Source organism: Herbiconiux aconitum (assembly GCF_024979235.1).
In the GTDB taxonomy this organism is placed as follows: Bacteria; Actinomycetota; Actinomycetes; order Actinomycetales; family Microbacteriaceae; genus Herbiconiux; species Herbiconiux aconitum.
Window position 1 is genome coordinate 198,716 of sequence record NZ_JANLCM010000001.1, and the last position, 26,154, is coordinate 224,869.

The following is a 26,154-nucleotide window of genomic DNA, read 5'->3' on the forward strand; positions in this document are numbered from 1 at the left end:
CCTACCTGCGGAGATGTGTCCGTTAAAAGGTCGGGGGGACCAGCAAAAGGCTGGTCCCCCCGACCGTCGTTGTTCGGGTTACGGCGTCGAGGGCGACTCGACCTGGATCGAGCCGTCGATGATTCCGGCCTTGATGGTATCGAGCTCACCCTGCAGGTCAGGTGAGACCTTGCTCTCGAAGTCATGGAACGGGGCGATGCCCACACCGTCGTTCTCGAGCGTTCCGATGAAGGGCTCGGCGTCGAACTCGCCGGCCGCGGAGGTGTCGACCACGTCGACGACGCCCGCCTTGACGCCCTTCAGCACCGAGGTGAGGAAGAGGTCCTTCAGGTCGGGAGCGGTCTCGAAGTTGTCGGAGTCGACGCCGATCAGCGCGATCTCCTTGCCCGAGTCGCGGATCGCCTCACCAGCGGAGAGGAAGATCGGGCCACCGACGGGAAGGATCACGTCTGCACCCTGGTCGATGAGGCCCTGGGCCGCGGTCTTGGCCTCGACACCGGCGGCGAAGCCACCCGTGAACGAACCGGTCTGCGCCGCGACGTCCCAGCCGATGGGCTTGACGCTCGTGCCCTTCTGCTCGTTGTAGTAGTTCACGCCGTCGACGAAGCCGTCCATGAAGATGGTGACCGACGGGATCTGCATGCCACCGAAGGTTCCGACGGTGCCCGACTTGCTGAAGCTCGCTGCCGTGTAGCCGGCGAGGAACGCGGCCTGAGCGGTGTCGAAGACGATCGGCTTGACGTTCGGCAGGTCGATCGACGAGTCATCGATGATCGAGAAGTTCACGTCGGTGTTGGCCTCAGCGGCCGCCTTCGTGGCGTCGGCGAGCAGGAAGCCGACCGAGATGATCAGGTTGCAGCCGCCGCTGACGAGCTGGTCGATGTTCGGGGCGAAGTCGGTGTCGGCTGAGGACTCGACGGTGACGGGCTTGACGCCGAGCTTGTCGGCCGCTTCGGTGAGGCCTTCGAAGCCGGCCTGGTTGAACGACTTGTCGTCGAATCCACCCGAGTCGGAGACCATGCAGGGAACGAAGTCGCTCGCCGCGTCGCTGCCGCTGGTCGATGCGGTGTCGGACGGCGCGGACGCACACCCGGCGAGAAGAGCGGCCACCCCGAGGGTGGCGAAGCCGGCCAGGCTGGCGCGGCGCAGATTGATGCTCAAGATGTCCTCCAAGTTGCTGCCCTGCAAGGCGCGCAGGTGCTGTGTGAGAGACACGTTACCGAAAGTTACGTTCCGCGACAGAAAGGATTCGACTTCGCGTCGCAAGCGTTACAAAGCCGCGATCACGGCGTAATCTGCCCGAAATGTCCACCCCATCCGCGTGAAACACGCCACCGGCGTATCAGGACGCGTCGGCGCCACTCAAGGGGTCGACGGCGAATCGACCGTGATGGTGCCCGCCACGATCTCGGCCTTCAGGGAATCGATCTCGGCCGAGAGGGCGCTCGGCACGGCGGACGCCAGATCGTGGAACGGCGCGAGCGCCACCCCGCCGTTCTCCAGCGTGCCCACGAAGGGCTCGGGAGAGAAGGAGCCGTCGATGTCGTCACCGATGATCTCCACCACCGCGTCACCGGTGTTCTTCATGACGCTGGTGAGCACGATCGGCTGGTATTCCGCGGGCAGGGTCTCGAATCCGTCGTTGTCGACCCAGATGATCGACACACCGGAGGCTTCCGATGCGGCGTTCGCCGCACCCTCGCCGACCTGGCCCGCGACTGGCAGGATCACGTCGGCGCCCTGGTCGATGAAGCCCTGCGTCACCGTCTTGCCCTTGTTGATGTCTTCGAAGTCGCCCGTGAACACGCCGTCCTGAGTCGCTTTGTCCCAGCCGAGCACCTGCACCTGGGTGCCGTGCACCTCGTTGTACTTCGCGACGCCGTCGACGAATCCGTCCATGAACAACGTGACCGGAGGCTGGTTGCCGCCGCCGAAGGTGGCCACCTTGCCGGTCTTCGAGACGCCGGCGGCGAGATAGCCCGCGAGGTAGGACGCCTGCGCCGTGTCGAACAGGATCGGCTTCACGTTCGGGGCGTCGACCGTCTCGTCGACGATCGCGAAGTGGATGTCCGGGTTCTCGCCGGCCGCCGCGAGGGTCGCGTCGGCGAGCTCGAACCCGACCGTCAGTACGAATCCGCATCCGCTGTCCACCGCTTGGGTGACGTTGGGCGCAAGGTCGGTCTCGGAGGTCGACACGAGCACCTGGGCGTCGATGCCGAACTGCTTCTGCGCAGCCTGCATCCCCTCCCAGCTCGACTGGTTGAACGACCGGTCGTCGAGCCCGCCGGAGTTGGTCACCATCCGTGCGCAGTAGTCCCCTGCCGCATCGGTGGCCGCGTCGGTTCCCGACGTCGGTGCCGGTGCGCATCCGGCCAAGGCCACGAGGAGGCTTGCGGCCACGATGCCGGAGGCGAGGGAGACGATTCCGTTTCTACTCATGCCCAAAGTCTAGGCAGCCCGCTACAGCACGTCTCCTGACCCGCCAGCACGCAACGCATCCACGACCGACTTCACTCGCTGCGCATGCTCGCTGGTGGTGACGAGCAGCGCATCCGGCGTGTCCACCACCACGATGTCGTGCACCCCGATGAGGCTGATCACCCGCTTCGACTGCGACACCACGATGCCGCTCGAGGAATCGGCCAACACGCGCGCGTTCTTGCCCAGGATGGCGAGCTCGCTGCCTCGGCCGGCGCTGTGCAGCTTCGCGATCGACGCGAAGTCTCCCACGTCGTCCCAGTCGAAGTCGCCCGGGATGACCGCGAGGGTTCCCGCGGCCGCGGCCGGCTCGGCGATCGAGTAGTCGATGGCGATCTTCTTCAGCGTCGGCCAAACACGGTCGACCACCATGCCGCGGCGCGGGGTGTCCCAGGCCTCGGCGAGTTCCATGATGCCGGCGAGCAGCTCCGGCTCCGAGGCGCCGAGCTGCTCGAGCAGCCGGTCGGCGCGCGAGATGAACATGCCCGCGTTCCAGAGGTACTTGCCCGACGACAGGTAGCGGCGGGCCGTGGCGAGGTCGGGCTTCTCGACGAAGTTGCCGACTCGCAGGGCCTGCGGAGCGCCCTCGATCTCGAGCTCTTCGTCGGTGCGGATGTAGCCGAAGCCCACCGCCGCATCCGTCGGTGTGATGCCGATGGTCGCGATGTAGCCGGCGTCGGCGACGGCGACCGCCTGCACGACGGCGGCGCGGAAGCGCTCCGGGTTCGCGATGACGTGGTCGGCGGCGAAGGAACCGATGATCACGCCCGGCTCCCGCTGCTCCAGGATGGCGGCGGCCAGCACGATGGCGGCGGTCGAATCGCGCGGCTCGCTCTCGAGCACCACGTTCTCATCTTCGAGCTTCGGCAGCTGCTCCTCGACGGCGGCGCGGTGGGCGCGGCCGGTGACCACCATGATCCGCTGCTCACCGGAGAGCGGAGCCAGTCTGTCCCAGGTGTCGCGCAGCAGACTCTGGCCCGAGCCGCTCAGGTCGTGCAGGAACTTCGGCGCGTCGGCGCGGGAGAGCGGCCAGAGCCGCGATCCGATCCCGCCCGCCGGGATGACGCTGTACAACCGGTCGAGCGCGGAGGGAGTGGAATTCATGAGGCACAGCCTACCCACGGCCGATGACGCCCGGATGTCGGGCCCGGGAGCCCTGCCCGCGCCACTTCCGATGGAAGCCAGACGCTCACCACAGCGCCACCTCGATGTCACCCTCGGTCCATCTCGCCTTCTTACCGTCAGAACGTGGCCGGATGAGGCCGCACGGCGTCGCCCCCTGGAGGCACAGATGCGAGTTGCGATCATCAGCGAAAGTTTCCTTCCCACCGTCAACGGAGTCACGAACAGCGTCTGCAAGGTGCTGGACTATCTGGCCGATCACGGCCACGAGGCGATCGTGATCGCCCCGGCAGCGGGTTCGCCCGCTCACTACCGCGGATTCCCGGTGCACCAGGTGCCGTCGGTCGCCTATCGGCAGTTCCCGATGGGCATCCCGAACGCCCAGGTGGCACGCCTGATCTCGAAGTTCGCGCCCGACGTGCTGCATGCGGCCTCGCCGTTCCTGCTCGGGGCGCAGGGCATCGCCGCCGCCAACCGCTTCGGCATCCCCACCGTCGCCATCTTCCAAACGGATGTCGCGGGCTATGCCAAGCGCAACCGCCTCGGTTCGGCGTCGAAACTGGCCTGGCGCTTCGTGCGCTGGATCCACGACGGCGCCGACCTCACCCTCGCGCCCTCGCTCGCCTCCCGCACCGACCTCGAGAATGCGGGCGTGGAGCGGATCGCACTCTGGGGCCGAGGCGTCGACCTCACGCGCTACCACCCGAACAACCGGGCCCGCCCCGCCGCTCGCGCGCTCAACGCGCTGCTGGCCGGCCCGGGCGGCGACACCGTCGTCGGCTACGTCGGCCGGGTCGCTCCCGAGAAGGGTCTCGAGCGCCTCGCTTCCCTGCGCGGACTGCCGAACCTGCATCTCGCGATCGTGGGCGACGGGCCGAGCGACGACCACATCCGGGGCCTGCTCCGAGGCATGCCGGCGACGTTCCTCGGCCGGCTCTCCGGGCAGCAGCTGGCCGACGCCTACGCGAGCTTCGACGTCTTCGTGCACACCGGCACGGAGGAGACGTTCGGCCAGACCCTGCAGGAGGCGCACGCCACCGGCCTACCGGTGGTCGCCCCGGCGGCGGGCGGGCCGATCGACCTGGTGCGGCACGGGGAGAACGGCTACCTCTTCGACCCCGGCGACCCCGGCGACCTCCGCACGGGCATCCGTTCGCTGGTCGAGGATCCGGCGCTCCGGATGCGGATGGGCGAAGCCGGACGACGGGCGGTGATCGGCAAGTCGTGGGAGGCTCTGTGCGACGAGCTGATGGCGCACTACGCCTCGGTGACCAGTCCGGCAAAGACGCGCAAGCGCACTCCGGCTGGCTCACACGCCTGAATACCACGGGGTATTCAGGAGCCGTCTCGGCGTGTGTTTACGCGGGATGCGTGGGAGCGCGGGCCTGTATACAAATAAGGCCTGCCTAACAAGCATCCGGCGACCTCTGAGCGTAGACTGCTTACGGTCGTGGATCGAGTGCGCACCGTTCGACGTGTGGGCGATCGCGAATCCAACTGAAGCCAAGGAGGGTTGTTCGTGCCTGAAAACTCGGCGGGAACGATGACACCACGGCGGCCGGCTGGCACCTTGTATCGCGGCCGCGAAGGCATGTGGTCGTGGGTGCTGCACCGCATCACGGGCGTCGCCATTTTCTTCTTCCTACTCGTGCACGTGCTCGACACGGCGATGGTGCGGGTCGCTCCGGGTGCCTACAACGCGGTGATCGACACCTACAAGAACCCCATCATGGGTCTCGGTGAGACGGCGCTCGTGGCCGCGATCGTGTTCCATGCCTTCAACGGCATCCGAATCATCCTGATCGACCTGTGGTCGAAGGGCGCGAAGTACCAGCGCGTGATGTTCTGGATCGTCATCGGCCTCTGGGCCGTGACGATGCTCGGCTTCGCACCCCGCCACCTCATCAACGTGTTCAGCGAGGTCGGTCACTGATGGCGACGACGATCGATTCCCCCCGCGCCCCGCACACCGTCCGCCGCTCGCGTGGTGTGAACTGGGAGAAGTGGGGCTGGATCTACATGCGCGCCTCGGGCGTGGTGCTCCTCATCCTCATCTTCGGTCACCTCTTCGTGAACCTGTGGCTCGGCGACGGCATCAAGGCCATCGACTTCGCCTTCGTGGGCGGCAAGTGGTCCGACCCGTTCTGGCAGGTGTGGGACTGCGTGATGCTGTGGCTCGCGCTCATCCACGGCGGCAACGGCATGCGCACCATCGTGAACGACTACGCCACGCGTGCCCTCACCCGCAAGATCCTGCTCGCCGGCATCCTGGTCGCCGTCGTGGCCGAAATCGTGCTCGGAACGCTCGTGATCTTCACCTTCGACCCGTGCCCCGCAGGCTCCCCGGCAGATCTCCTGCCGTCGTTCTGCCCCGTCAACTAGTTAGAGCCAGCCAATCAGCATGAGTGAGCCTGTGACCCAGTACGAAGACGGCGCCGTGATCGACGGCGTGCATTACCACCAGTTCGACATCGTGATCGTGGGCGCCGGTGGTGCCGGCATGCGTGCGGCCATCGAGGCGGGCCCGAAAGCGAAGACGGCCGTCATCTCGAAGCTCTACCCCACGCGTTCCCACACGGGTGCGGCGCAGGGCGGCATGGCCGCGGCGCTCGCGAACGTCGAAGAAGACAACTGGGAGTGGCACACCTTCGACACCGTGAAGGGCGGCGATTACCTGGTCGACCAGGATGCCGCCGAGATCCTCGCGAAGGAGGCCATCGACGCGGTCATCGACCTCGAGAACATGGGCCTGCCGTTCAACCGCACGCCCGAGGGCAAGATCGACCAGCGCCGCTTCGGTGGCCACACCCGCGACCACGGAAAAGCCCCGGTTCGCCGGGCCTGCTACGCGGCCGACCGCACCGGGCACATGATTCTGCAGACGCTGTTCCAGAACTGCGTGCGCCTCGGCATCAACTTCTTCAACGAGTACTACGTGCTCGACCTGGTGATGACGTCTGTGGATGGCGTCGACAAGCCTTCGGGGGTCGTGGCTTACGAGCTGTCGACCGGCGAGATCCACGTCTTCCAGGCGAAGGCCGTCATCTTCGCCACCGGCGGTTTCGGCAAGATCTACAAGACCACGTCGAACGCGCACACCCTCACGGGCGACGGCGTCGGCATCATCTGGCGCAAGGGCCTGCCGCTCGAAGACATGGAGTTCTTCCAGTTCCACCCCACCGGATTGGCGGGGCTCGGCATCCTGCTCACCGAGGGAGCGCGAGGCGAAGGAGCGATCCTCCGCAACGCCTCGGGCGAACGCTTCATGGAGCGCTACGCCCCCACCATCAAAGACCTGGCGCCCCGCGACATCGTGGCGCGCTGCATGGTTCAAGAGGTGGCCGAGGGGCGCGGCGCGGGGCCGCACAAAGACTACGTGCTGCTCGACTGCACGCACCTCGGCGCCGAAGTGCTCGAGACGAAGCTGCCCGACATCACGGAGTTCGCGCGCACCTACCTCGGTGTCGACCCGGTGGTCGAGCCGGTTCCGGTGATGCCCACGGCCCATTACGCGATGGGCGGCATCCCGACCAACATCAAGGCCGAGGTGCTCAGCGACAACGACACCGTCGTTCCCGGCCTTTACGCCGCCGGCGAGTGCGCCTGCGTCTCGGTGCACGGATCGAACCGTCTCGGCACCAACTCGCTGCTCGACATCAACGTGTTCGGCAAGCGGAGCGGCAACAACGCCGCGGAGTACGTGCAGACGGTCGACTTCACGCCACTGCCTCCCGAGCCCGCCGCCGCGATCGTGTCGCTGGTCGCATCCCTCCGCAACGGAACCGGCACCGGCACCGAGCGCATCGCGGCCATCCGCAAGGAGCTGCAAGACGAGATGGACAAGAACGCCCAGGTGTTCCGCACCGACGAGTCGCTGGCCGAGGTCACCGCGACCATCCACCGGTTGCGCGAGCGCTACCGCAACATCCAGGTGCAAGACAAGGGCAAGCGGTTCAACACCGACCTGCTCGAAGCCATCGAACTCGGCTTCCTGCTCGACCTGGCCGAAGTCGTGGTCTTCTCGGCCCGCAACCGCCAGGAGAGCCGCGGCGGCCACATGCGCGACGACTACCCGAAGCGCGACGACGAGAACTACATGAAGCACACGATGGCGTATCTCTCCGGAGACCCGCACTCGAGTGACGCCGCCGACCACATCCGGCTCGACTGGAAGCCCGTCGTGATCACGCGCTACCAGCCGATGGAGAGGAAGTACTGATGTCTCTGGTTCTTGACGACGCCCCCGCGGGCGGACCGGCTCCGGAAGCGCCGATCGAGGCGTTCACCGTCACGCTCATCATCCGTCGCTTCGACCCGGATGTGGATGACGAGCCGCGCTGGCAGGACTTCGACGTGCAGATGTTCGCCACCGACCGCATCCTCGACGCCCTGCACAAGATCAAGTGGGAGCAGGACGGGTCGCTCACGTTCCGCCGCTCCTGTGCGCACGGCATCTGCGGGTCGGATGCGATGCGCATCAACGGCCGCAACCGCCTGGCCTGCAAGACGCTCATCAAAGACCTCGACATCACGAAGCCGATCTACGTCGAGGCCATCAAGGGCCTTCCGCTCGAGAAAGACCTGATCGTCGACATGGACCCGTTCTTCGAGTCCTTCCGCGAGGTGCAGCCGTTCCTGCAGTCGTCCTCTGCTCCCCCGAAGGACAAGGAGCGCATCCAGTCGGTCGCCGACCGCGCTCGCTTCGACGACACCACGAAGTGCATCCTCTGCGCCGCGTGCACCTCGTCATGCCCTGTTTTCTGGACAGACGGGCAGTACTTCGGCCCCGCCGCCATCGTGAACGCGCACCGCTTCATCTTCGACTCGCGCGACGAGGCGGCCCAGACGCGGCTCGACATCCTGAACGACAAAGAGGGCGTGTGGCGTTGCCGCACCACCTTCAACTGCACGGATGCCTGCCCCCGCGGCATCCAGGTGACCCAGGCGATCGCCGAGGTCAAGCAGGCCATCATGCGCGGCAAGCCGTAGGGTCGCGCCGCCCGCCCGCTCGCACCCACGCCCGCTCCGCTCCGCTCCGAAACGACGGAGTCTCGGCCCCTTTCCGGGCTGGGGCTCCGTCGTTTCCGTTAGGCGCCGGTATTCTCCGTCGTTTCGACACGGGGCTGGGCGACGGATTGCTCCTCCACAATTCGCTGCTCTGGCTGATTTGTCCCCAGATTCTGCCGGACCACCCGCCTCCCGTGGATGGCAGGGCAGAGTCGCTGCATGCCGTCCGCTGCCCTCTACCTGCCCGAGTTCTCAACCCCCCGGTCGCTGCAGCGGCTCGGCATCGCGGAGCAGCGCCTCCGTTCGCTCCGTCGTGACGGCTCTCTCGTGCGCGTTCGGCAGGGCGTGTACGCGCGACCGGATGCTCGCAGCCAGCTGGTCCGTGCCGTGCGGCTCGGGGGCAGCCTGACCGCGCATTCGGCGCTCAACGAGTGGGGGGCCTGGTGTCCGCCGGGCGACGAGCGACTGCACGTCGCCGTCGACGCGCATGCTCGGGCGCTCCGCGATCCCGACACCGGAGCACCGTTCGTGTCGCGATCCGATGTGGTCGTGCATTGGAAGAGCGCGACGTCTTTTCGCGACCCCAGCCCACCCGGCATCGTCGCGCTGCCGCGTGCCGTCCGACACCTACCGGCATCACTCGAGCACGCCCACGTGGTCGCTGTGCTGGATTCCGCGGTGCGCCGGCGGTTGTGTACCACCGCTCAGCTCGCGGCCGAGTTCGAGACCGCGCCCCGGCTGGCGCGCGCCCTTCGGCGTGTCGACCCGCGTGCCGAATCGGGAACGGAATCCGTCACCCGCGTCCGGTTGCTCGAGGTCGGCATCGAGGCGGACCTGCAGGTGAAGATCGGTGTCCATCGCGTCGATCTTCTGATCGCCGGCCGCCTCATCATCGAGGTCGACGGCAAGGAATTCCACGACACCGAGTCCACCTTCGAGTCGGACCGCCGTCGCGACACCGAACTCGCGTATCGCGGCTACCGCGTGCTCCGGTTCAGCTACACCCAGGTGCTGTATGCCTGGCCGACCTGCCTCGCCGCCATCCGCGCCGCGCTCGCTGCGCTCTGAGTGGCGCGCGCTCGCGCGACGAAACGACGGAGGTGAAAGCGTTCGTCGGTCCGAGGCTCCGTCGTTTCCGTCACGGTGCCACTTTCTCCGTCGTTTCGGATGGGACCAGAGGTGGGGTGCGGGTGGGAGGGGTTTCGGGTGGGAGGGAGTGCGGGGGTCGGGTGGGAGGGAGTGCGGGTGGGAGGGGTGTCCGGGGGGAGGGAGTGCGGGGGTGCGGGTGGGAGGGGGCCGACGAGGAAGGGGTGGGAGGGGCGGACGAGAGGGGAGCGGGAGAGCGGGGTCCGTTCTAGGCTCGGGACATGAGCGACGAGCGGGGCACCACGACGGGAAGCACGGCCGTCGATGACGATCGGGCGACGACCAGGAGCAACGCCGCCGGCAAACCGGCCATCGACGTCGAGAAGAAGGCCGAGGGGCCCGCAAAGCCCAAGTCGGGCATCCAGAAGCTCATCGCGTGGGTGATGGCCCTGCGTCTGGTGCGGGTGTTCATCCGCTTCAGTTCGAGCGGCGGCGAGATCATGGCGTCGGGCATGTCGTTCCAGGCGGTCTTCGCCGTCTTCGCCGGCATCTGGGTGGGGTTCTCGATCTTCGGCATCGTGCTGGCCTCGAACCAAGCGCTGATGGATGCCGTGGTGCAGCAACTGAGCAACTCGATTCCCGGCCTCATCGGCGAAGACGGCGCCATCGATCCCGACATGCTCTCGCAGGCACGTATCCTCGGCTGGACCGGCGCCATCGCCCTCGTCGGACTGGTGCTGACCGCGATCGGCTGGCTCGCGTCGACCCGCGATTCCATCCGGCGCATCTTTAAACTCGACCCACCCACCACGAACCCGGTGATCCTCAAGCTCAAGGATTTCGGGCTCGCCCTCGGGTTCGGCATCGCGATCGTCCTCTCGTCGGCGGTGAGTCTGTTGAGCAATCAGGGGCTCACGATCGTATTCAACCTCGTGGGCATCGATTCGGAGTCGCCGGTCGCCCTCTTCGTGGCTTGGCTCGTGGGCGTGCTCGTCGTGTTCGCGTTCGACAGTCTCGTGCTCGGAGTGGCCTTCCGTGTGCTGTCGGGAGTGAAGATCCCGTTGCGCCGTCTCGTGGTGGGTGCCGTCATCGGAGGCGCCGCCCTCGGCGTGCTGAAGATCCTCGGCAGTCTGCTCCTCGGCGGCGCCACCTCGAACCCGCTCCTCGCGTCGTTCGCCGTGATCATCGGAATCATGATCTTCCTCAACCTGGTCTGCCGCGTCATCCTCGTGTCGGCCACCTGGATCGCGGTGGGCATGGATGACGCGGGCATCGATCCCCGCGCGCTGAGCCCGGAACAGATGGAGGTCGAGCGTCAGCAGCGGGTGGCGGATGCGCGCGACACCCTGGTCTCGGCCGAGCGCGAGCGCCTGCGGAACGAACTCACCACCACGCACGGGCTCGCCCGCCGGCGTGTGCGCAAGAAGCTCGAGCGGCTCGAGAAGCTCGACCGGGCCGAGGCGCTGAAGCTCTCGAAGAAGCTCTGAGCCGGGAGCAAGGAGGTCACGCCCGGGGCCCGCGCCCGGCGTCACATGGGCGAACGGATGCACCGGGCCGCCCCCGGAAGGCGGTGTCAGCGCCCGCCGCTACAGTAGAACCATGCCCCAGAAGCCCCTCCGAATCGCCTCAGTCAACGTGAACGGCGTGCGCGCTGCATTCCGCAACGGCATGGGCGAGTGGCTGAGCACCAGGGGGGTCGACATCCTTGCGATGCAGGAGGTGCGGGCCGAGACCAGTGACCTCGAGAACCTCCTCGGGCCCGACTGGAACATCCTGCACGACCCGGCGACGGCGAAGGGTCGCGCCGGTGTGGCGCTCGCGAGCCGCGACAAGGCGAACATCCATCGGGTCACCTTCGGGCCCGACGACTTCGACAGCGCAGGGCGCTGGCTCGAGGCCGACTACGAATGGAACGGCAAGCTCGTCACGGTGGTCTCCACCTACGTGCACTCCGGCGTCGCCGACACCCCGAAGCAAGACGAGAAGTACAAGTTCCTCGACGCGATGCTCGCCCACCTTCCGATGCTGCGCGAACACAACCCGCTCGCGCTGGTGGTGGGCGACCTCAACGTCGGCCACCGCACCCTCGACATCAAGAACTGGAAGGGCAACGTGAAGCGCGCCGGCTTCCTGCCCGGCGAACGCGACTACTTCGACAAGTTCCTGGGCGCCGAAGGCGACCCGGAGTACAACAAGGGCGCCGGTCTCGGCTGGGTCGACGTCGGCCGTCGATGGTCGGGCGAGGTCGAGGGCCCCTACACCTGGTGGTCGCAGCGCGGGCGCGCCTTCGACACCGACACCGGCTGGCGCATCGACTACCAACTGGCCACGCCCGATCTCGCCGCCACGGTCACGAACTACGCCGTCGACCGAGCGGCCACCCACGACGCACGCTGGAGCGACCACGCTCCCGTCGTCGTCGACTACGACCTGTAGTTTTGTTGCTGCACCGCCGCTACTGCGGCGCAGCGTTCGTACCAGAACAGTGAGAAACGCCCCAATGACCGACTCTTCCAAGCCCCGCCTTCTCTCGGGTATGCAGCCCTCGGCCGATTCGCTGCACCTCGGCAACTACATCGGCGCCCTGCTCAGCTGGAAGGCGCTGCAGGAGACGCACGACGCATTCTTCTTCCTCGCCGATCTGCACGCCATCACGGTGCCGCAAGACCCGATCGCCCTGCGCGAGAACACCCGCCGCACCACCGCGCAATACATCGCGGCCGGCATCGACCCCACCCGGTCGACGCTCTTCGTGCAGTCGCACGTTCCGGCACACGCCGAGCTCGCCTGGGTGCTCAACACCATCACCGGATTCGGTGAGGCGGCGCGGATGACCCAGTTCAAAGACAAGGCCTCGAAGCAGGGGCAGGAGGCGGCATCCGTCGGTCTGTTCACCTACCCGGTGCTGCAGGCCGGCGACATCCTGCTCTATCAGGCCGTCGACGTGCCGGTAGGCGAAGACCAACGGCAGCACATCGAACTCACCCGAGACCTCGCGAACCGCTTCAACGCGCGCTTCGGCGACACGTTCACGGTGCCGAAGCCCTACATCCTGAAAGACACCGCGAAGATCTTCGATCTGCAGAACCCCACGGCGAAGATGTCGAAGTCGTCGGAGTCGACCTCGGGGCTGATCTGGCTGCTCGACGAGCCGAAGATCACCGAGAAGAAGATCATGCGGGCGGTGACGGATGCCGACGGCGAGGTGCGCTTCGATCGCGAGCTCAAACCGGGGCTGGCGAATCTGCTCACCGTCTTCGCGATCCTCACCGACCGCACGGTCGACGACGTCGTGGAGGAGTTCGCGGGCGGCGGCTACGGCACCCTCAAGAAGGCTCTGGCCGAGGTGGTGGTCGAGACGGTCGCACCGATCCGGCAGCGCACGCTCGAGCTGCTCGACGACCCGGGCGAGCTCGATCGCATCCTCTCGGTGAACGCGGATCGTGCCAACGAGGTGGCCGAGGCCACCCTCGCCACGGTCTACGACCGGGTGGGTCTCCTCCCCCGCCGGCGCTGACCCCCGCCCTCTCCTCCCTCCTCGCGACTCGCTCTCCTCCTCGCGACTCGCCAAATTCCGCCCTTTCCAGCGTCGATTCAGGGCGGATTTTGGCGAGTCGCGAGGAGTGCGAGGGGGTGGGGGCGACGTCAGTGCAGGTCGTCGACCGCGCCCAATATCTCCTCGCGCACGCGCCGCAGGTCTTCGAGGAGCGAGCCGATCAGTATCCAGTGCGACGGATCGGGCGAGAGGGTCTGGATCGGCGCGGTGAGCGCCGGCTCCGGGTCGCTCAGCCGCTCGACGTCACGCGAGGACGGCGCCACGTTCTCCATCACGAGACGCAGGTCGTGGGCGGCTCGACGCAGCTCTTCGGCGATCGACGCCGTCATCGGTTCGGAACGAAGCTCGTCGTCGAAGTGGTCGTTCACGGCGCGGGTCATGCCGAGCACGCGGGTGACGACCGTTCCGAGCATGGTCATCAGCGCGGCATCCGTTTTCAGCACGTCGCGATGAGCGGATCGCCGGGGGTTGAACCGCAGGCTGTCCTCGGCGGTCTCGAGCGTTGCGAGCGCCTTGGTCTGCATCGGCCGGAGCAGCCGGGCCTCCACCAGCAGCAGAGTGCGGAACTTCTCGTCGGTCGGCTTGCTGAGCACCGAGGCGAGCCCGTCCATGATGGCCGCGACCTCGCGGCCGAGGGTCGCGACGGCGTCATGCGCCGGCTGCACGGCCAGCGGCGGCACGATCAGCCAGTTGACGAACACCCCGATGATCGCCCCGATCACGGTCTCGACGATGCGCTCCACCGCGTAGCCGGGCGTCTGCGCGCCCACCGAGAGCACGAGCATCGCGCTGATCGGAATCTGCACGGTCGACGAGGGCGGAAAGCGCAGCGCCCAGCCCACCAGCAACGAGATGACGATGGCGGCCAGGATGAGCCAGCTCGGCGCTCCGAAGACGAGCGCAACGAGATAGGCGACGACCACCCCGACGATGACGCCGATCGACCGCTCGACCGCACGGCTGAACGACTGGTTGACACTCGGCTGCACCACCAGGATGGCGGCGATCGCGCCGAAGATCGGCGGTTCGTCGCTCGCGATGAAGGAGCAGGCGACCCAGGCGATGACGGCGGCGGCCGCGGTCTTCAACACCTGCAGCAGCGGCGTGCGCGCACTGGCCTGGAAGGTGCGCACCGGCACCATCGTGGCCCGCGCCATCGACCGCCAGCGCCCGGTCCCGGTCTGCTGCCGAGGAGGGGGCGAGCTGGCGCCGTCGGTCGTTCCGCCCGAGCTCACGCTTCCACAGTAGTGCGCGCCGCAGCGGGCATCCGGATGCCTGTCAGCACTCCACGACGTTGACCGCCAGACCCCCCAACGCGGTCTCCTTGTACTTGTCGCTCATGTCGCGGCCGGTCTCGCGCATGGTGGCGATCACCTGGTCGAGACTCACGTGATGGCTGCCGTCGCCCCACAGCGCCATCTTCGCCGCATTGATGGCCTTCGACGCCGCAATGGCGTTGCGCTCGATGCACGGGATCTGCACCAGCCCGCCGATCGGATCGCAGGTGAGCCCGAGGTTGTGCTCCATCGCGATCTCGGCCGCGTTCTCGACCTGCTCGGGCGTGCCGCCCATCACCTCGGCGAGCCCCGCGGCCGCCATCGACGACGCCGACCCCACCTCGCCCTGACAGCCCACTTCGGCGCCCGAGATCGAGGCCTGCTCCTTGTAGAGCACCCCGACGGCAGCCGCAGCCAGGAGGAAACGCACGCACACGTCGTCGTCGGAGGTCACGGGCACCGGCACGGTCGCCCCCGGCGGTAGGTGGTGCGGCAGATAGGTGCGCGCGTAGTGCAGCACGGCCGGCACGATTCCGGCGGCGCCGTTCGTGGGAGCGGTCACCACACGACCCCCGGATGCGTTCTCCTCGTTCACCGCGAGCGCCACCAGGTTCACCCACTCCTGCCAGAACTCGGGTGCTCCGTGAGGGTCTTCCACCCGCAGGCGCTCCCGCCACTCCGGCGCCCGGCGCCGCACCGCGAGCCCGCCCGGGAGCACGCCGGTGCGCCCGAGGCTCGTCTCGACGCACTCGTCCATCACGTCGCGGATGGCCAGCAACCGGGCCCGCACCCCGGCTGCCGCATCGTCGGCTGCCGTGTCGCCCGCCGCGGCATCGCCACCTCCGGCCAGTGCCACCTCGTTGGCCAGCATGACGCCGGCGAAGCTGAGTCCGCTCGCGCGGCAGTGCCCGAGCAGCTCGCCCGCCGTTCGGAACGGAAAGGGTACTGCGGTGGGGGCAACACCAAGGGCGCCCCCAGCGCCGCCAGCGCCCCCATCCTGCTCCCGCTCCACGAACCCCCCGCCCACCGAGTAGTACGTCTCCTCGACCAGCACCGCACCGTCACCGCCGAAGGCCGTCAGCCGCACCGCGTTGGTGTGCTGAGGCAGCACGGTGAGCGGTCGCATCACGACGTCGGCTTCGCACAACGGGATCGGCCGGCGCCCACCGAGCAGAGTCGTCGACGTCGTTGCGATCCGCGCTCGTCCTTCGTCCATCTGCGCGGGTGTCACGGTCTCGGGCCGCAGTCCCTCGAGACCGAGCAACACGGCCGACGGCGTTCCGTGCCCCACACCCGTTGCCGCCAGCGAACCGAACAGGTCGACCCGCACCCCCTCGACGCGGTCGAGCACGCCTCCCTCGACGAGGGAGCTCGTGAACGAGGCCGCGGCGCGCATGGGGCCGACCGTGTGCGAACTGGACGGGCCGATGCCCACCGAGAAGAGGTCGAAGATGCTGAGTGTCATGGGACTCCATTCGCCCGCGGCGCGCTGTTGCGCCGACGGTGTCCCTCTCCGCTCTGTACCTGACCTGAGAGATTTCGCGGTAATCGCCGCTTGCCCCATCGGTGGAACCACACGCAACGGGTGCGCCGCGGTGATTCGCTCTCCAGAGTCGCCCAACTGCAGCGGTGCATGGGCCTGAGAGTTTCCCGGAGAGGAATTGCTCCTACGGCGCCGACCGATGGCTCTCGGACGGACTCTCCCGCTGCTGTTCGAAGGCTTGTTCAATTGCATACTGCCAGTTGACTGAACCAGAACCTATCAGACGGGCCTCAGGAGATCGAGGTCGTCTTTCCTGCGGTCTCGACCCGCGCATCCGGAACGCGCACCCGGTGCTCGCCGAACACCCACACCCGGTAGAGCACGAAGCGGAAGATCGCGCCGAGCACGAGCCCGATGACATTGCCCGAGATGTTGTCGGCCAGGAGCGAGGTGTAGTGCAACACGTAGTGCGAGAACCAGAGGCAGGCCAGACCGATGCCCATGCCCATGATGCTCACGGCGAAGAACTCGATGCTCTCGCGCAGCATGTCGGCGCGGCGGCGTTCTTTGAACGTCCAGTACCGGTTGCCCAGCCAGTTCACGAGGATGGCCAGGCCGGTCGAGATCAGCTTCGCGATCACCGGCCCCTCGTGCATGTGCGCCGGGTCCATGACCGTCGTGCGCAGGAGGTTGAAGACCCCGACATCCACGATGAAGCCGAGCCCGCCGACCAGGCCGAATCGGATGAATTCGACAGCGAGCAGACGAAAGCGCGACCTCGTTGCGGGGGCACTGGTCATGAAGGAATACCGTTTCTGACGTACGAAACCAGAGATAAGAACTTTTCGTATCTTCCAAGAGAATGCTGAGCGTAACTGGGGAAAATGAACAGGAAGCATCGATACGCTTTCGAGCGCCGTCAGACTTGGCAGCACCTGACCGATTGAGGAAACTATGGCGAAAACTGTCGTGGTGATACCGACTTATGACGAGATCGGCTCGATCGCCGGCGTCACGCAGCGGGTTCTCGCCGCAGAGGCCGGCACCGAGGTGCTGATCGTCGATGACAACTCGCCCGACGGCACCGGTCAGCTGGCCGACGACTTGGCCGCCGACGACGCCCGCATCCACGTGATGCACCGCACCGAGAAGAACGGTCTGGGCGCCGCGTACGCCGCCGGCTTCCGCTGGGCGCTGCAGCGCGACTACGACTTCGTGGTGGAGATGGATGCCGACGGGTCGCATCAGCCCGAAGAGCTGCCGCGCCTCACCGCACTGCTCCGCAACGGCGCCGACATGGCTATCGGAACCCGCTGGATCCCGGGCGGTGTCATCAAGAACTGGCCCGCCTACCGCAAGCTCATCTCCCGCTCGGGCACCGCCTACGCCCGCATCCTGCTGCAGTCGAAGCTGCACGACCTCACCAGCGGCTACCGCGGTTTTCGCGCCGACTCGTTGCGGGCGATCGACTTCAGCACGGTCAACTCGCAGGGCTACTGCTTCCAGATCGAGCTGGCGTGGATGTTCGAGCGCTCGGGCGGCACCATCGGCGAATTCCCCATCACGTTCGTCGAGCGTGAAGAGGGCGTGTCGAAGATGTCGACCGGCATCGTGGTCGAAGCACTGGCCAAGGTCACGTCGTGGGGGCTGGCGAGCAGGATCGGGCGCGCACCCGAACCGCTCAGCCTTCCCGCCGCCCGAAGCACGCCCTGACAAGGGCGGGGAATACTTCTCACCCCAAAGCGTTGGGGTATAACTAGATACAAGAAACGTGCTCCGGGGTCAGTGAGATTCTGAACCGGCGGTCATAGTCCGCGAGCCGAAGCCTTGCTGTTCGCAGTCGGGTGACGGTTGATCTGGTGGAATTCCAGAACCGACGGTAATGGCAGTGCCGCAAGGCCTGTCCAAGTCCGGATGGGAGGATGCACGGACGGTTTTCGCGATGGCGGAGCCGTTGGCACTTTCGAGCGCATCCCCGGAGCCGCGTCAGCAGACGAGGACCGGATGAACGCGAGCATGACCGAGAACGACGCGATGAACCGCGCCCTCGCCCTCGCGCTCCGCGGCCCCCGGCACGGGGTGAACCCGCAAGTCGGCTGCGTGCTGCTCTCCTCGGAGGGTGAGGTGCTCGCCGAAGGCTGGCACCGCGGCGCGGGAACCGCTCACGCGGAGGTCGCCGCTCTCTCGGCACTGGCCGATCCCGAACTCGCGCGCGGCGCCACCGCGGTCGTGACTCTCGAGCCCTGCAACCATCTCGGTCGCACCGGGCCGTGCAGCGTCGCGCTGATCGAAGCCGGTGTTGCCCGCGTCGTGTACGCGGTCGCCGACCCGGGCGAGCGGTCCAGCGGCGGCGCCGAACGGATGCGTGACGCCGGCCTCGAGGTCGAGCAAGGCCTCGGCGCCGAGTCGGTCGAGGAGGCCATCCGGCCCTGGCTCACGGCCGTGCGCCAGCACCGACCCTTCGTGACCGTCAAGTGGGCGTCGAGCCTCGACGGCCGGGCTGCGGCAGCCGACGGAACGAGCCAGTGGATCACCGGCCCCGCCGCACGCGCCGACGTCCATCGCCGGCGCGCGGATGCCGACGCCGTCGCGGTGGGAACCGGCACCGTGCTCGCCGACGACCCGGCTCTCACGGCGCGCGACGGCGATGACCTCCTCCCCCACCAGCCGGCCCCCGTGGTGATCGGCCGCCGACCGGTGCCTTCGTCGGCACGGGTGCACGCGCATCCGGAAGCCCTCCGCCGCTTCGCCACGCACGACCTGGCCGCGGTGCTCGACGAGCTCTATGCGGGCGAGGTGCGCTCCGTCTTCGTGGAGGGCGGGCCGACCCTCGCCAGCGCCTTCCTCGCCGCCGGCCTCGCCGACGAGGTGCTGGTCTACCTCGCGCCGACCCTCCTCGGCGGACCACGCACCGCACTCACCGACCTCGGAGTCGGAACCATCGGCGAGCAGCTCACGCTCGCCGTCACGGATGTCACACGACTGGGCGACGACATCAGGATCGTCGCACGACCGGACGACTCGTCGTCCACGAAGGAGTAGCCCGGTGTTCACGGGAATCATCGAAGAACTCGGCGAGGTGCTCGCCCTCGAGCGCACCTCCGACGCCGCCGTCATCACGGTGCGCGGCCCACTCGCCGTGAGCGACGCCGGGCACGGCGACTCGATCTCGGTCTCGGGTGTCTGCCTCACGGTCATCGACCAGACCGCCGACAGCTTCACCGCCGACGTGATGGCCCAGACCCTCGCGATGTCGACCATCGGCGGCCTGTCTGTCGGCGACCGGGTGAACCTCGAGCGCGCCGCCCAGGTGGGCGACCGGCTCGGCGGCCACATCGTGCAAGGCCACGTCGACGGCACCGGCGAGGTGCTCAGCGTGGCACCCGGCGAAGCCTGGAGCGTTCTGCGCTTCTCGATCGACGCATCCCTCGCCCCCCTCGTCGTCGACAAGGGTTCGATCTCGGTCTCCGGAGTCTCGCTGACCGTCTCGAACATCGGCGACGAAGCGGATGGCTCGCACTGGTTCGAGGTCTCGCTCATTCCCGAGACGTTGTCCGCCACCACGCTCGGCGCCCTCTCCGTGGGCGACCGGGTGAATCTCGAGACCGACATCCTGGCCCGCCACGTGCAACGCCTGGTGTCATTCGAAAGGAGCAACTCATGACGCTCTCCCCCATCTCCGACGTGCTCGACGCCCTGCGCGCCGGCAAGCCCGTGATCGTGTCCGACGCGGCCGACCGCGAGAACGAAGGCGACGCCATCATGTCGGCGGCACTGGCCACCCCCGAATGGATCGCCTGGATGGTGCGCAACACCTCCGGCTACCTCTGCGCACCGTTGCCCGGCGAACTCGCCGACCGCCTCGCACTTCCGCCGATGGTGGTCAACAACGAGGACACCCGACGCACCGCCTACACGATCACCGTCGACGCGGCATCCGGCATCACCACCGGTATCAGCGCGCACGACCGCGCGCGCACCCTCAACCTCCTGGCCGACCCGGATTCGACGCCGACCAGCTTCATCCGCCCGGGCCACGTGCTCCCGGTGCGGGCCGTCGACGGCGGTGTGCGCGAGCGCGCCGGCCACACCGAGGCCGCGGTGGAGCTGATGCGTGCCGCCGGGCTCGCTCCGGTTGGCGTGATCGGCGAGATGATCGCCGAAGACGGCTCGGCCATGAAGATGGACGAGCTGTACGCCACCGGCGAGCGCGAAGGCCTGCCGGTGACCACGATCGAGATGCTGATCGAGTGGCTCGACGGGCTGGACGGGGTGGAGGCCGACGCGACCGACGAGTCGGATGCGGCGGTCCCTGCGGCGTCGGCCGCCGCCGCGACAACGGGCACCGCCACCGATACGGTCACCCCCGCCTCCGCCGATACCGCCACCCGCACCTCCCCCGATGCCTCGGCCCCCACCTCCCCCTCCGCTCTCGCGGAACGGGTGCACTTCGAGGTCGAGACCAACGTGCCCACCACCCACGGGCTGCTGCGGATGCGCGCCTACCGCGACCTCGACACCGGCGCCGACCACGTGGCGATCGTCTCAGGAGATCCCACCGCCCGGGGAGCCCTCGTGCGCGTGCACTCCGAGTGCTTGACCGGCGAGGCCTTCGGTTCACTCAAGTGCGAGTGCGGCCCGCAGCTCGACGCCTCGCTCGACCTGATCGCCGAGCACGGCGGCGTGGTGGTGTACCTCCGCGGGCACGAAGGCCGCGGCATCGGCCTGGTGAACAAGCTGCGCGCCTACCGCCTGCAGGAAGACGGCCTGGACACCCTCGACGCCAACGTCGCCCTCGGCCTCCCCGCCGACGCGCGTGACTACGGTGCGGCGGTCGCGATCCTGAACGACCTGGGCACCACGAGCATCCACCTGCTCACGAACAACCCCGAGAAGGTGCGGCAGCTCGAAGCCCACGGCATCGACGTGGCCGAGCGCATCCCGCTCGTCGTCGGAGCCTCGACCTTCAACCAGAAATACCTCGACACCAAACGCGACCGCATGGGGCACGATCTGCCCTCGGCCGTGCGCTGATCCGAACAACGCTGAAAGGAAACACCATGAGCGGAGCGGGAGCCCCGAGTCTCGACCACGACCTCGACGGAACGGGACTGAACATCACCGTCGTCGCCGGCACCTGGCACGAGGAGATCACGAACGGCCTGCTCGAGGGGGCACGCCGCGCCCTCGCAGCCGCGAACGTGACCGTCACCGAGGTGCGGGTCGCGGGCAGTTTTGAGCTGCCCGTGGTGTCGAAGGCGGCCCTCGAGGCGGGCGCCGACGCGGTGGTGGCGCTCGGCGTCATCATCCGCGGCGGCACACCTCACTTCGAATACGTGTCGGATGCCGCGACGAGCGGTCTCACCCAGGTGAGCATCCTCACCGGCAAGCCCGTGGGCTTCGGCGTGCTCACGCTGGAAGACGAGCAGCAGGGCCTCGATCGCGCCGGGCTCCCCGGTTCGAAGGAGGACAAGGGCGCCGAGGCGGCCGAGGCCGCCATCGCCACCGCGCTCACCCTTCGGGCGATTCGCGGCGCCTAACCGCTGGAGTTCTCCAAACGAAACGGCGACCGAAGCCCCAGAGCGGGGCGGTCGCCGTTTCGTTTGGAGAAGTCCGGGCTAGGGCTGCGCGCCCACCGAGCCCACGGAGGCCGCGGCGGCCAGCGAGGCCGCCTGCATCGCATCCGGCTCACTGAGCCCGGCCGCGAGGCCCGCGGCCAGGGTGCCGCAGAAGCAGTCGCCGGCGCCGGTGGTGTCGACCACGACCGAGACCGCACCGGCCGGAACCTCGTGCGACCCCCAGCGCGAGCCCTTCGCGCCCAGGGTCACGAGCACCGAACGCGGCTGGTAGCCGTCGGCGGCGAGCAGTTCGTTCTCGTGCTCGTTCACCACGATGGGGTCGGCGAGGTCGAGCACGTCACCGGGCAACCCGGCATACGGCGCCAGGTTCAGGATGACGCGGGCCCCGCGGGCGGCGGCGATGCGAGCGGCCTCGGCCACGACATCCGTGTCGATCTCGAGCGAGCCGAGCAGCACGTCGCCCGGCCCGAGCTCGTTCAACGAGGCCAGGTCGCCCACGGTCACCCGCGCGTTCGCGCCGGGCGAGACGATGATCGTGTTCTCGCCGTCGGCGGCGACCGCGATCGCGGCGTGCCCGGTCGAGACCCCGGTCGTGCGGGAGAGGTGCGAGGTGTCGATGCCGTAGCCGGTCAGCCGGTTGAGATAGGCGTCACCGTCGGCATCGTCGCCGACCCGGCCCACGAACGCGACCCGGGCTCCGGCCCGCGCCGCCGCGACGGCCTGGTTGGCACCCTTGCCGCCGAAGTACTTCACGAGGTCGCCACCGAGGAGCGTCTCGCCGGGCTGCGGATGCCGCTCGACCTCCACCGTCGAATCGATGTTCAACGAACCCAGAACGACGACCCTGCCCACGCGCAACTCCCTCGAAAGACGTACCTCCGACATCCTAGGCCAGCGTAAACTGGCGATTTCCGCGGGAATCCCGCCGACCGAAAGCGCCTTGATGACCTCCACCGTGCTCGACGCCCCACCGGCCGCCCCCGCGAACACGAGGGGCCGGGTGATCCTGGCGAGTCTGATCGGCACCTCGATCGAGTTCTACGACTTCTACGTCTATGCGACCGCAGCGGTGCTGGTGTTCCCGACGTTGTTCTTCGCCAACGCCGACCCCACGATCTCGCTGCTGCAGTCGTTCGCCGTGTTCGGCGTCGCGTTCGTGGCCCGGCCGATCGGCTCGATCCTGTTCGGCCACTTCGGCGACCGGATCGGGCGCAAGCGCACCCTGGTGGCGTCGCTGCTCACGATGGGTATCGCCACGGTGCTCATCGGCGCACTGCCCACCGGTCTCACCCCGGGCTGGCAGATCCTCGCCCCGGCCCTGCTCGTGATCTTCCGGTTCTGCCAGGGCCTCGGCCTCGGCGGCGAGTGGTCGGGCGCGGCCCTCCTCGCCACCGAGAACGCGCCGAAGGGCCGGCGTGCCGTCTACGGCACCTTCCCCCAGCTGGGCGCCCCGATCGGCTTCATCATCGCCAACGTGGTCTTCTTGGTGCTCAGCACCACGCTCGACTCGGAGTCGTTCCTCGCCTGGGGCTGGCGGGTGCCGTTCCTGGCCAGCGCCGTGCTCGTGATCATCGGACTCTACGTGCGGTTCAAGCTCGTCGAGACCCCGGCGTTCACCAAGGTCGTCGACGCGGGTGCGGTGGCGAAGCTGCCGGTCGCGCGGGTGTTCAAGACCAGCTGGCGCCCCCTCATCCTGGGCACCTTCATCATGCTGGCGACCTACGTGCTGTTCTATCTGATGACCACCTTCACGCTCACCTTCGGCACCACGGCCTCCTCCGTCGAGGCAGCCCAGGCGGCAGCGGATGCGGCGGGCAAGCCGTTCGACCCGTCCACCTTCGTGCCGGGGCTCGGCTACGGTCGCAACGACTTCTTGATCATGCTCGTGATCGGCTGCGTGTTCTTCGGAATCTTCACCCTCGTCGCCGGCCCGCTCGCCGAGCGCTTCGGACGCCGCATGACGCTCATCTGGACGACGATCGGCATCGCCGCCTTCGGACTCTTCTTCGTGCCGCTGTTCGCGGGAGGGTTCGTGGGCGTCATGGCGCTCCTCATCATCGGCTTCACCCTGATGGGGCTCACCTTCGGCCCCATGGGTTCCGAACTGCCCGAACTCTTCCCGGCGAACGTGCGGTACACGGGGTCGGCCATCAGCTACAACGTGGCCTCGATCCTCGGCGCGGCGGTCGCCCCGTTCATCGCGGTGGCGCTCTGGCAGGCCGCTGACGGCAGCCCCGCCCTGGTGGGCAACTACCTCTCCCTGATGGCGCTGATCACGCTCGGTGCGCTCTTCATCAGCAAGGAGACCCGCGACATCGACTTCGACAACACCCTCAGCTGAGGCGTGTTCGCCCTCGGCTGAGAGCGAGCTGTCAACCGAAGTTGACAACCCGAATCCGTCAACTAGGGTTGACACATGGATGTCACCGATGTGCACACACTGGCGGCGGATGCGGGCAGTAACGACCCGATCGTCTCGCTGCGGGCCGTGGCGAAGCTTCGTCTCGAACTCGATCGCATCGAGGCCGTGGCCGTTCGACGCGCCCGCAACGCGAACGCCTCCTGGCAGTTGATCGCCCTCGCACTGGGCGTCTCGCGCCAGGCCGTGCACAAGAAGTACGGCCGGCACTGACCCCGCCTGCCCCACGCATCCGTTCTCCGCACAGAAAGAAGACCATGTCGACCACCACGTCCACCCCCGAGAAGGAAGACGACCGCCCGGCCCCGCGCTCCCGGAGCCCCTTCGGTCGCGGCCGCAAGCCCGAGGAGGGCCCGCGGGCGAAATTCCGCCAGCTGCTGCCGTTCCTCTTCGAGCACAAGAAGGTGCTCTCGATCGTCGTGGTGCTGAGCATCCTGGGCGCCGCTGCGAGCCTCGCCCAGCCGCTGCTCGTGAGCCAGGTGATCACCGTCGTGCAAGCGGGCGACCCGCTCGACATGCTGGTGTGGGCACTCATCGCCCTCGTCATCATCTCGGGCCTGATCAGCGGGTTCCAGCACTACCTCCTGCAGCGCACCGGCACCAGCGTGGTGCTCTCGGCCCGCCGGCAGCTGGTGCACCGGATGCTCCGCCTCCCGATCAGCCAGTTCGACACCCGGCGCACGGGGGACCTGGTGTCACGCGTCGGCTCCGACACGACGCTGCTCTACGCGGTCATCACCCAGGGCCTGGTGGATGCCGTCGGCGGCTCCCTGGTGTTCTTCGGCGCCCTGGTCGCGATGTTCATCATCGACCCGGTGCTCCTCGGCCTCACGGTGCTCGTGATCGCCGTCTCCGTGGTCACGGTCGTCTCGATCTCCGGGCGGGTGCGCACCGCGAGCCGCAAGCAGCAGGAGAAGGTGGGCGACCTGGCGGCGGCGGTCGAGCGCTCGATCAGCGCCATCCGCACCGTGCGCGCCTCGAACGCCACCGAACGCGAGATCGCAGCGGTCGACAAGGATGCCCAGGGGGCGTGGGTGCAGGGCGTGAAAGTCGCGAAGATCTCGGCTCTCGTCGTGCCGATCGCCGGCATCGCGTTGCAGGTGTCGTTCCTCGTGGTGCTCGGCGTCGGCGGGTACCGCGTCGCATCCGGAGCCATCACCATCGCGAGCCTGGTGTCGTTCATCCTGTTCCTGTTCATGATGATCATGCCGCTCGGCCAGGCCTTCGGCGCCATCAACTCGGTGAACCAGGCGCTCGGGGCGCTCGGGCGCATCCAGGAGATCGTCGAACTGCCGATCGAGGGTCAGGACGACCGGAAGGTCGCGGCTCTTGCAGCCCCAGGCTCGGCGTCACCGGATGCCCCGGCGATCGAGTTCGTCGACGTGCACTTCAGCTATGACGAGTCGGTCGCCGCCGGCGATTCCTCGACGCAGAACCCGGAGGCCGAAGAGGTGGAGACCGGCGTGCTGCACGGCATCAGCTTCGCCGCCGGCCGCGGCAAGCGCACCGCGATCGTCGGTCCCTCCGGCGCCGGGAAGTCGACCATCCTCGCGCTGATCGAGCGCTTCTACGACCCGACCTCCGGCACTGTGCGGTTCGGTGGCGTCGACGTGCGTCAGCTCGACCGCGTGGAGCTCCGCTCGCAGATCGGTTACGTGGAACAGGATGCCCCGGTGCTGGCCGGCAGCATCCGCCAGAACCTGCTGCTCGGCTCTCCCGAGGCCACCGACGAGGAGTGCGTGGAGGTGCTGCACGCGGTGAACCTCGACGAGGTGCTCTCGCGTTCAGCCGACGGCCTCGACGCGGCCGTGGGTGAAGACGGCGTCATGCTCTCCGGCGGGGAGCGCCAGCGCCTCGCCATCGCGCGAGCGCTGCTCGCCGCTCCCCCGGTGCTGCTGCTCGACGAGTCGACCTCGTCGCTCGACGGGCTGAACGAGCAGATGCTCCGTGAGGCGATCGACGCCGTGGCTGAAGACCGCTCGCTGATCGTGATCGCGCACCGCCTGTCGACCGTGGTCGACTCCGATCAGATCGTCGTGGTCGACCACGGCCGGGTGGTGGGGGTGGGCACGCACTCCGAGCTCGTCGCATCCACCCCCCTCTACCGCGAATTGGCGAAGCACCAGCTGCTGGTCTGAGCGGGGCGG

Annotated in this window: 24 protein-coding genes and 2 riboswitches; of the genes, 17 read left to right on the top strand and 7 right to left on the bottom strand. The window is 67.9% G+C overall.

Features of this window, described 5'->3' with window-relative positions; genetic code table 11:
• Nucleotides 1-78: 78 nt before the first annotated feature.
• The 3 genes from N1027_RS00875 to N1027_RS00885 all read right to left on the bottom strand — a co-directional run bounded on the left by N1027_RS00875 (nucleotide 79) and on the right by N1027_RS00885 (nucleotide 3,582).
• Complete coding sequence (locus tag N1027_RS00875; protein ID WP_259507843.1) at nucleotides 79-1,161, bottom strand: BMP family lipoprotein; 1,083 nt, start codon at nucleotides 1,159-1,161, stop codon at nucleotides 79-81.
• A gap of 201 nt (nucleotides 1,162-1,362) precedes the next feature.
• The gene (locus tag N1027_RS00880; protein WP_259504058.1) at nucleotides 1,363-2,439 is read right to left on the bottom strand and encodes a BMP family lipoprotein; all 1,077 of its coding nucleotides are present in this window, start codon (nucleotides 2,437-2,439) and stop codon (nucleotides 1,363-1,365) included.
• Nucleotides 2,440-2,460: 21 nt separating this feature from the next.
• Nucleotides 2,461-3,582 (bottom strand): mannose-1-phosphate guanylyltransferase, encoded by a 1,122-nt coding sequence (locus N1027_RS00885; RefSeq protein WP_259504060.1) that lies wholly within the window; start codon nucleotides 3,580-3,582, stop codon nucleotides 2,461-2,463.
• 187 nt (nucleotides 3,583-3,769) lie between these two features.
• On the opposite strand from N1027_RS00885, the gene N1027_RS00890 reads away from it, so the two are divergent.
• From N1027_RS00890 to trpS, 9 genes are all read left to right on the top strand, one after another.
• On the top strand, nucleotides 3,770-4,921 hold the full coding sequence (locus tag N1027_RS00890; protein ID WP_259504062.1) for a glycosyltransferase family 4 protein: 1,152 nt from the start codon (nucleotides 3,770-3,772) through the stop codon (nucleotides 4,919-4,921).
• Between the two features lie 222 nt (nucleotides 4,922-5,143).
• Nucleotides 5,144-5,533 carry a succinate dehydrogenase, cytochrome b556 subunit gene (gene sdhC, locus N1027_RS00895; RefSeq protein ID WP_259507844.1) on the top strand — a complete coding sequence of 130 codons (390 nt, stop codon included), beginning with the start codon at nucleotides 5,144-5,146 and terminating at the stop codon, nucleotides 5,531-5,533.
• Nucleotides 5,533-5,982 carry a succinate dehydrogenase hydrophobic membrane anchor subunit gene (locus N1027_RS00900; RefSeq protein ID WP_259504064.1) on the top strand — a complete coding sequence of 150 codons (450 nt, stop codon included), beginning with the start codon at nucleotides 5,533-5,535 and terminating at the stop codon, nucleotides 5,980-5,982. Before sdhC ends, N1027_RS00900 begins: the two co-directional genes overlap by 1 nt.
• 19 nt (nucleotides 5,983-6,001) lie before the next feature.
• A complete protein-coding gene (sdhA, locus tag N1027_RS00905; RefSeq protein WP_259504066.1) occupies nucleotides 6,002-7,819 on the top strand; it encodes a succinate dehydrogenase flavoprotein subunit in 1,818 nt (605 codons plus the stop codon).
• Nucleotides 7,819-8,589 carry a succinate dehydrogenase iron-sulfur subunit gene (locus tag N1027_RS00910; RefSeq protein WP_259504074.1) on the top strand — a complete coding sequence of 257 codons (771 nt, stop codon included), beginning with the start codon at nucleotides 7,819-7,821 and terminating at the stop codon, nucleotides 8,587-8,589. Before sdhA ends, N1027_RS00910 begins: the two co-directional genes overlap by 1 nt.
• Nucleotides 8,590-8,826: 237 nt before the next feature.
• Nucleotides 8,827-9,675 carry a type IV toxin-antitoxin system AbiEi family antitoxin domain-containing protein gene (locus tag N1027_RS00915; protein ID WP_259504076.1) on the top strand — a complete coding sequence of 283 codons (849 nt, stop codon included), beginning with the start codon at nucleotides 8,827-8,829 and terminating at the stop codon, nucleotides 9,673-9,675.
• A 299-nt stretch (nucleotides 9,676-9,974) separates the two neighbouring features.
• A complete protein-coding gene (locus tag N1027_RS00920) occupies nucleotides 9,975-11,180 on the top strand; it encodes a YhjD/YihY/BrkB family envelope integrity protein (RefSeq protein ID WP_259504078.1) in 1,206 nt (401 codons plus the stop codon).
• A 112-nt stretch (nucleotides 11,181-11,292) separates the two neighbouring features.
• Nucleotides 11,293-12,129 carry an exodeoxyribonuclease III gene (locus N1027_RS00925; RefSeq protein WP_259504079.1) on the top strand — a complete coding sequence of 279 codons (837 nt, stop codon included), beginning with the start codon at nucleotides 11,293-11,295 and terminating at the stop codon, nucleotides 12,127-12,129.
• A gap of 64 nt (nucleotides 12,130-12,193) precedes the next feature.
• Complete coding sequence (gene trpS / locus N1027_RS00930; protein ID WP_259504083.1) at nucleotides 12,194-13,210, top strand: tryptophan--tRNA ligase; 1,017 nt, start codon at nucleotides 12,194-12,196, stop codon at nucleotides 13,208-13,210.
• A gap of 128 nt (nucleotides 13,211-13,338) precedes the next feature.
• Here trpS and N1027_RS00935 read toward each other — a convergent pair whose 3' ends face one another.
• From N1027_RS00935 to N1027_RS00945, 3 genes are all read right to left on the bottom strand, one after another.
• Nucleotides 13,339-14,484 carry an FUSC family protein gene (locus tag N1027_RS00935; protein WP_259504086.1) on the bottom strand — a complete coding sequence of 382 codons (1,146 nt, stop codon included), beginning with the start codon at nucleotides 14,482-14,484 and terminating at the stop codon, nucleotides 13,339-13,341.
• Between the two features lie 43 nt (nucleotides 14,485-14,527).
• Complete coding sequence (locus tag N1027_RS00940) at nucleotides 14,528-15,991, bottom strand: L-serine ammonia-lyase (protein ID WP_259504088.1); 1,464 nt, start codon at nucleotides 15,989-15,991, stop codon at nucleotides 14,528-14,530.
• A 152-nt stretch (nucleotides 15,992-16,143) separates the two neighbouring features.
• Nucleotides 16,144-16,242: riboswitch (glycine riboswitch) on the bottom strand.
• 57 nt (nucleotides 16,243-16,299) lie between these two features.
• On the bottom strand, nucleotides 16,300-16,809 hold the full coding sequence (locus tag N1027_RS00945) for a GtrA family protein (RefSeq protein ID WP_259504091.1): 510 nt from the start codon (nucleotides 16,807-16,809) through the stop codon (nucleotides 16,300-16,302).
• Nucleotides 16,810-16,981: 172 nt separating this feature from the next.
• On the opposite strand from N1027_RS00945, the gene N1027_RS00950 reads away from it, so the two are divergent.
• The 5 genes from N1027_RS00950 (at nucleotide 16,982) to ribH (ending at nucleotide 21,549) form a co-directional block, all read left to right on the top strand.
• Nucleotides 16,982-17,722 (top strand): polyprenol monophosphomannose synthase, encoded by a 741-nt coding sequence (locus N1027_RS00950; protein WP_259504093.1) that lies wholly within the window; start codon nucleotides 16,982-16,984, stop codon nucleotides 17,720-17,722.
• 55 nt (nucleotides 17,723-17,777) lie between these two features.
• Nucleotides 17,778-17,940: riboswitch (FMN riboswitch) on the top strand.
• A gap of 73 nt (nucleotides 17,941-18,013) precedes the next feature.
• Complete coding sequence (ribD, locus tag N1027_RS00955; protein ID WP_372499644.1) at nucleotides 18,014-19,051, top strand: bifunctional diaminohydroxyphosphoribosylaminopyrimidine deaminase/5-amino-6-(5-phosphoribosylamino)uracil reductase RibD; 1,038 nt, start codon at nucleotides 18,014-18,016, stop codon at nucleotides 19,049-19,051.
• A 4-nt stretch (nucleotides 19,052-19,055) separates the two neighbouring features.
• Nucleotides 19,056-19,673, top strand: a complete 618-nt coding sequence (locus N1027_RS00960; RefSeq protein WP_259504098.1) for a riboflavin synthase — start codon at nucleotides 19,056-19,058, stop codon at nucleotides 19,671-19,673.
• The gene (gene ribA / locus N1027_RS00965) at nucleotides 19,670-21,043 is read left to right on the top strand and encodes a GTP cyclohydrolase II (protein WP_259504101.1); all 1,374 of its coding nucleotides are present in this window, start codon (nucleotides 19,670-19,672) and stop codon (nucleotides 21,041-21,043) included. Before N1027_RS00960 ends, ribA begins: the two co-directional genes overlap by 4 nt.
• 26 nt (nucleotides 21,044-21,069) lie before the next feature.
• On the top strand, nucleotides 21,070-21,549 hold the full coding sequence (gene ribH, locus N1027_RS00970; protein ID WP_259504103.1) for a 6,7-dimethyl-8-ribityllumazine synthase: 480 nt from the start codon (nucleotides 21,070-21,072) through the stop codon (nucleotides 21,547-21,549).
• 78 nt (nucleotides 21,550-21,627) lie between these two features.
• Here ribH and N1027_RS00975 read toward each other — a convergent pair whose 3' ends face one another.
• Entirely contained in the window at nucleotides 21,628-22,440 is an 813-nt protein-coding gene (locus N1027_RS00975) for a ribokinase (protein ID WP_259504105.1), read from the bottom strand.
• A gap of 91 nt (nucleotides 22,441-22,531) precedes the next feature.
• Here N1027_RS00975 and N1027_RS00980 point away from each other — a divergent pair, with 91 nt between their 5' ends.
• From N1027_RS00980 to N1027_RS00990, 3 genes are all read left to right on the top strand, one after another.
• Entirely contained in the window at nucleotides 22,532-23,929 is a 1,398-nt protein-coding gene (locus N1027_RS00980; protein WP_259504114.1) for an MFS transporter, read from the top strand.
• Between the two features lie 75 nt (nucleotides 23,930-24,004).
• Nucleotides 24,005-24,220: a hypothetical protein gene (locus N1027_RS00985; protein ID WP_259504116.1), complete on the top strand. Its 216-nt coding sequence runs from the start codon at nucleotides 24,005-24,007 to the stop codon at nucleotides 24,218-24,220.
• Between the two features lie 44 nt (nucleotides 24,221-24,264).
• Nucleotides 24,265-26,145: an ABC transporter ATP-binding protein gene (locus tag N1027_RS00990; RefSeq protein ID WP_259504118.1), complete on the top strand. Its 1,881-nt coding sequence runs from the start codon at nucleotides 24,265-24,267 to the stop codon at nucleotides 26,143-26,145.
• The last annotated feature ends 9 nt before the right edge of the window (nucleotides 26,146-26,154 follow it).

Bases quoted from the DNA above. Each gene is read 5' to 3' on its own strand.
- N1027_RS00885 (WP_259504060.1), bottom strand. From the start codon at position 3,582: ATGAATTCCACTCCCTCCGCGCTCGACCGGTTGTACAGCGTCATCCCG.
- N1027_RS00925 (WP_259504079.1), top strand. From the start codon at position 11,293: ATGCCCCAGAAGCCCCTCCGAATCGCCTCAGTCAACGTGAACGGCGTG.
- N1027_RS00890 (WP_259504062.1), top strand. From the start codon at position 3,770: ATGCGAGTTGCGATCATCAGCGAAAGTTTCCTTCCCACCGTCAACGGA.
- N1027_RS00915 (WP_259504076.1), top strand. From the start codon at position 8,827: ATGCCGTCCGCTGCCCTCTACCTGCCCGAGTTCTCAACCCCCCGGTCG.
- N1027_RS00900 (WP_259504064.1), top strand. From the start codon at position 5,533: ATGGCGACGACGATCGATTCCCCCCGCGCCCCGCACACCGTCCGCCGC.
- sdhA (WP_259504066.1), top strand. From the start codon at position 6,002: ATGAGTGAGCCTGTGACCCAGTACGAAGACGGCGCCGTGATCGACGGC.
- trpS (WP_259504083.1), top strand. From the start codon at position 12,194: ATGACCGACTCTTCCAAGCCCCGCCTTCTCTCGGGTATGCAGCCCTCG.
- N1027_RS00910 (WP_259504074.1), top strand. From the start codon at position 7,819: ATGTCTCTGGTTCTTGACGACGCCCCCGCGGGCGGACCGGCTCCGGAA.
- N1027_RS00945 (WP_259504091.1), bottom strand. From the start codon at position 16,809: ATGACCAGTGCCCCCGCAACGAGGTCGCGCTTTCGTCTGCTCGCTGTC.
- N1027_RS00940 (WP_259504088.1), bottom strand. From the start codon at position 15,991: ATGACACTCAGCATCTTCGACCTCTTCTCGGTGGGCATCGGCCCGTCC.
- N1027_RS00980 (WP_259504114.1), top strand. From the start codon at position 22,532: ATGACCTCCACCGTGCTCGACGCCCCACCGGCCGCCCCCGCGAACACG.
- ribH (WP_259504103.1), top strand. From the start codon at position 21,070: ATGAGCGGAGCGGGAGCCCCGAGTCTCGACCACGACCTCGACGGAACG.
- N1027_RS00880 (WP_259504058.1), bottom strand. From the start codon at position 2,439: ATGAGTAGAAACGGAATCGTCTCCCTCGCCTCCGGCATCGTGGCCGCA.
- N1027_RS00985 (WP_259504116.1), top strand. From the start codon at position 24,005: ATGGATGTCACCGATGTGCACACACTGGCGGCGGATGCGGGCAGTAAC.
- sdhC (WP_259507844.1), top strand. From the start codon at position 5,144: ATGACACCACGGCGGCCGGCTGGCACCTTGTATCGCGGCCGCGAAGGC.
- N1027_RS00920 (WP_259504078.1), top strand. From the start codon at position 9,975: ATGAGCGACGAGCGGGGCACCACGACGGGAAGCACGGCCGTCGATGAC.
- ribD (WP_372499644.1), top strand. From the start codon at position 18,014: ATGAACGCGAGCATGACCGAGAACGACGCGATGAACCGCGCCCTCGCC.
- N1027_RS00990 (WP_259504118.1), top strand. From the start codon at position 24,265: ATGTCGACCACCACGTCCACCCCCGAGAAGGAAGACGACCGCCCGGCC.
- ribA (WP_259504101.1), top strand. From the start codon at position 19,670: ATGACGCTCTCCCCCATCTCCGACGTGCTCGACGCCCTGCGCGCCGGC.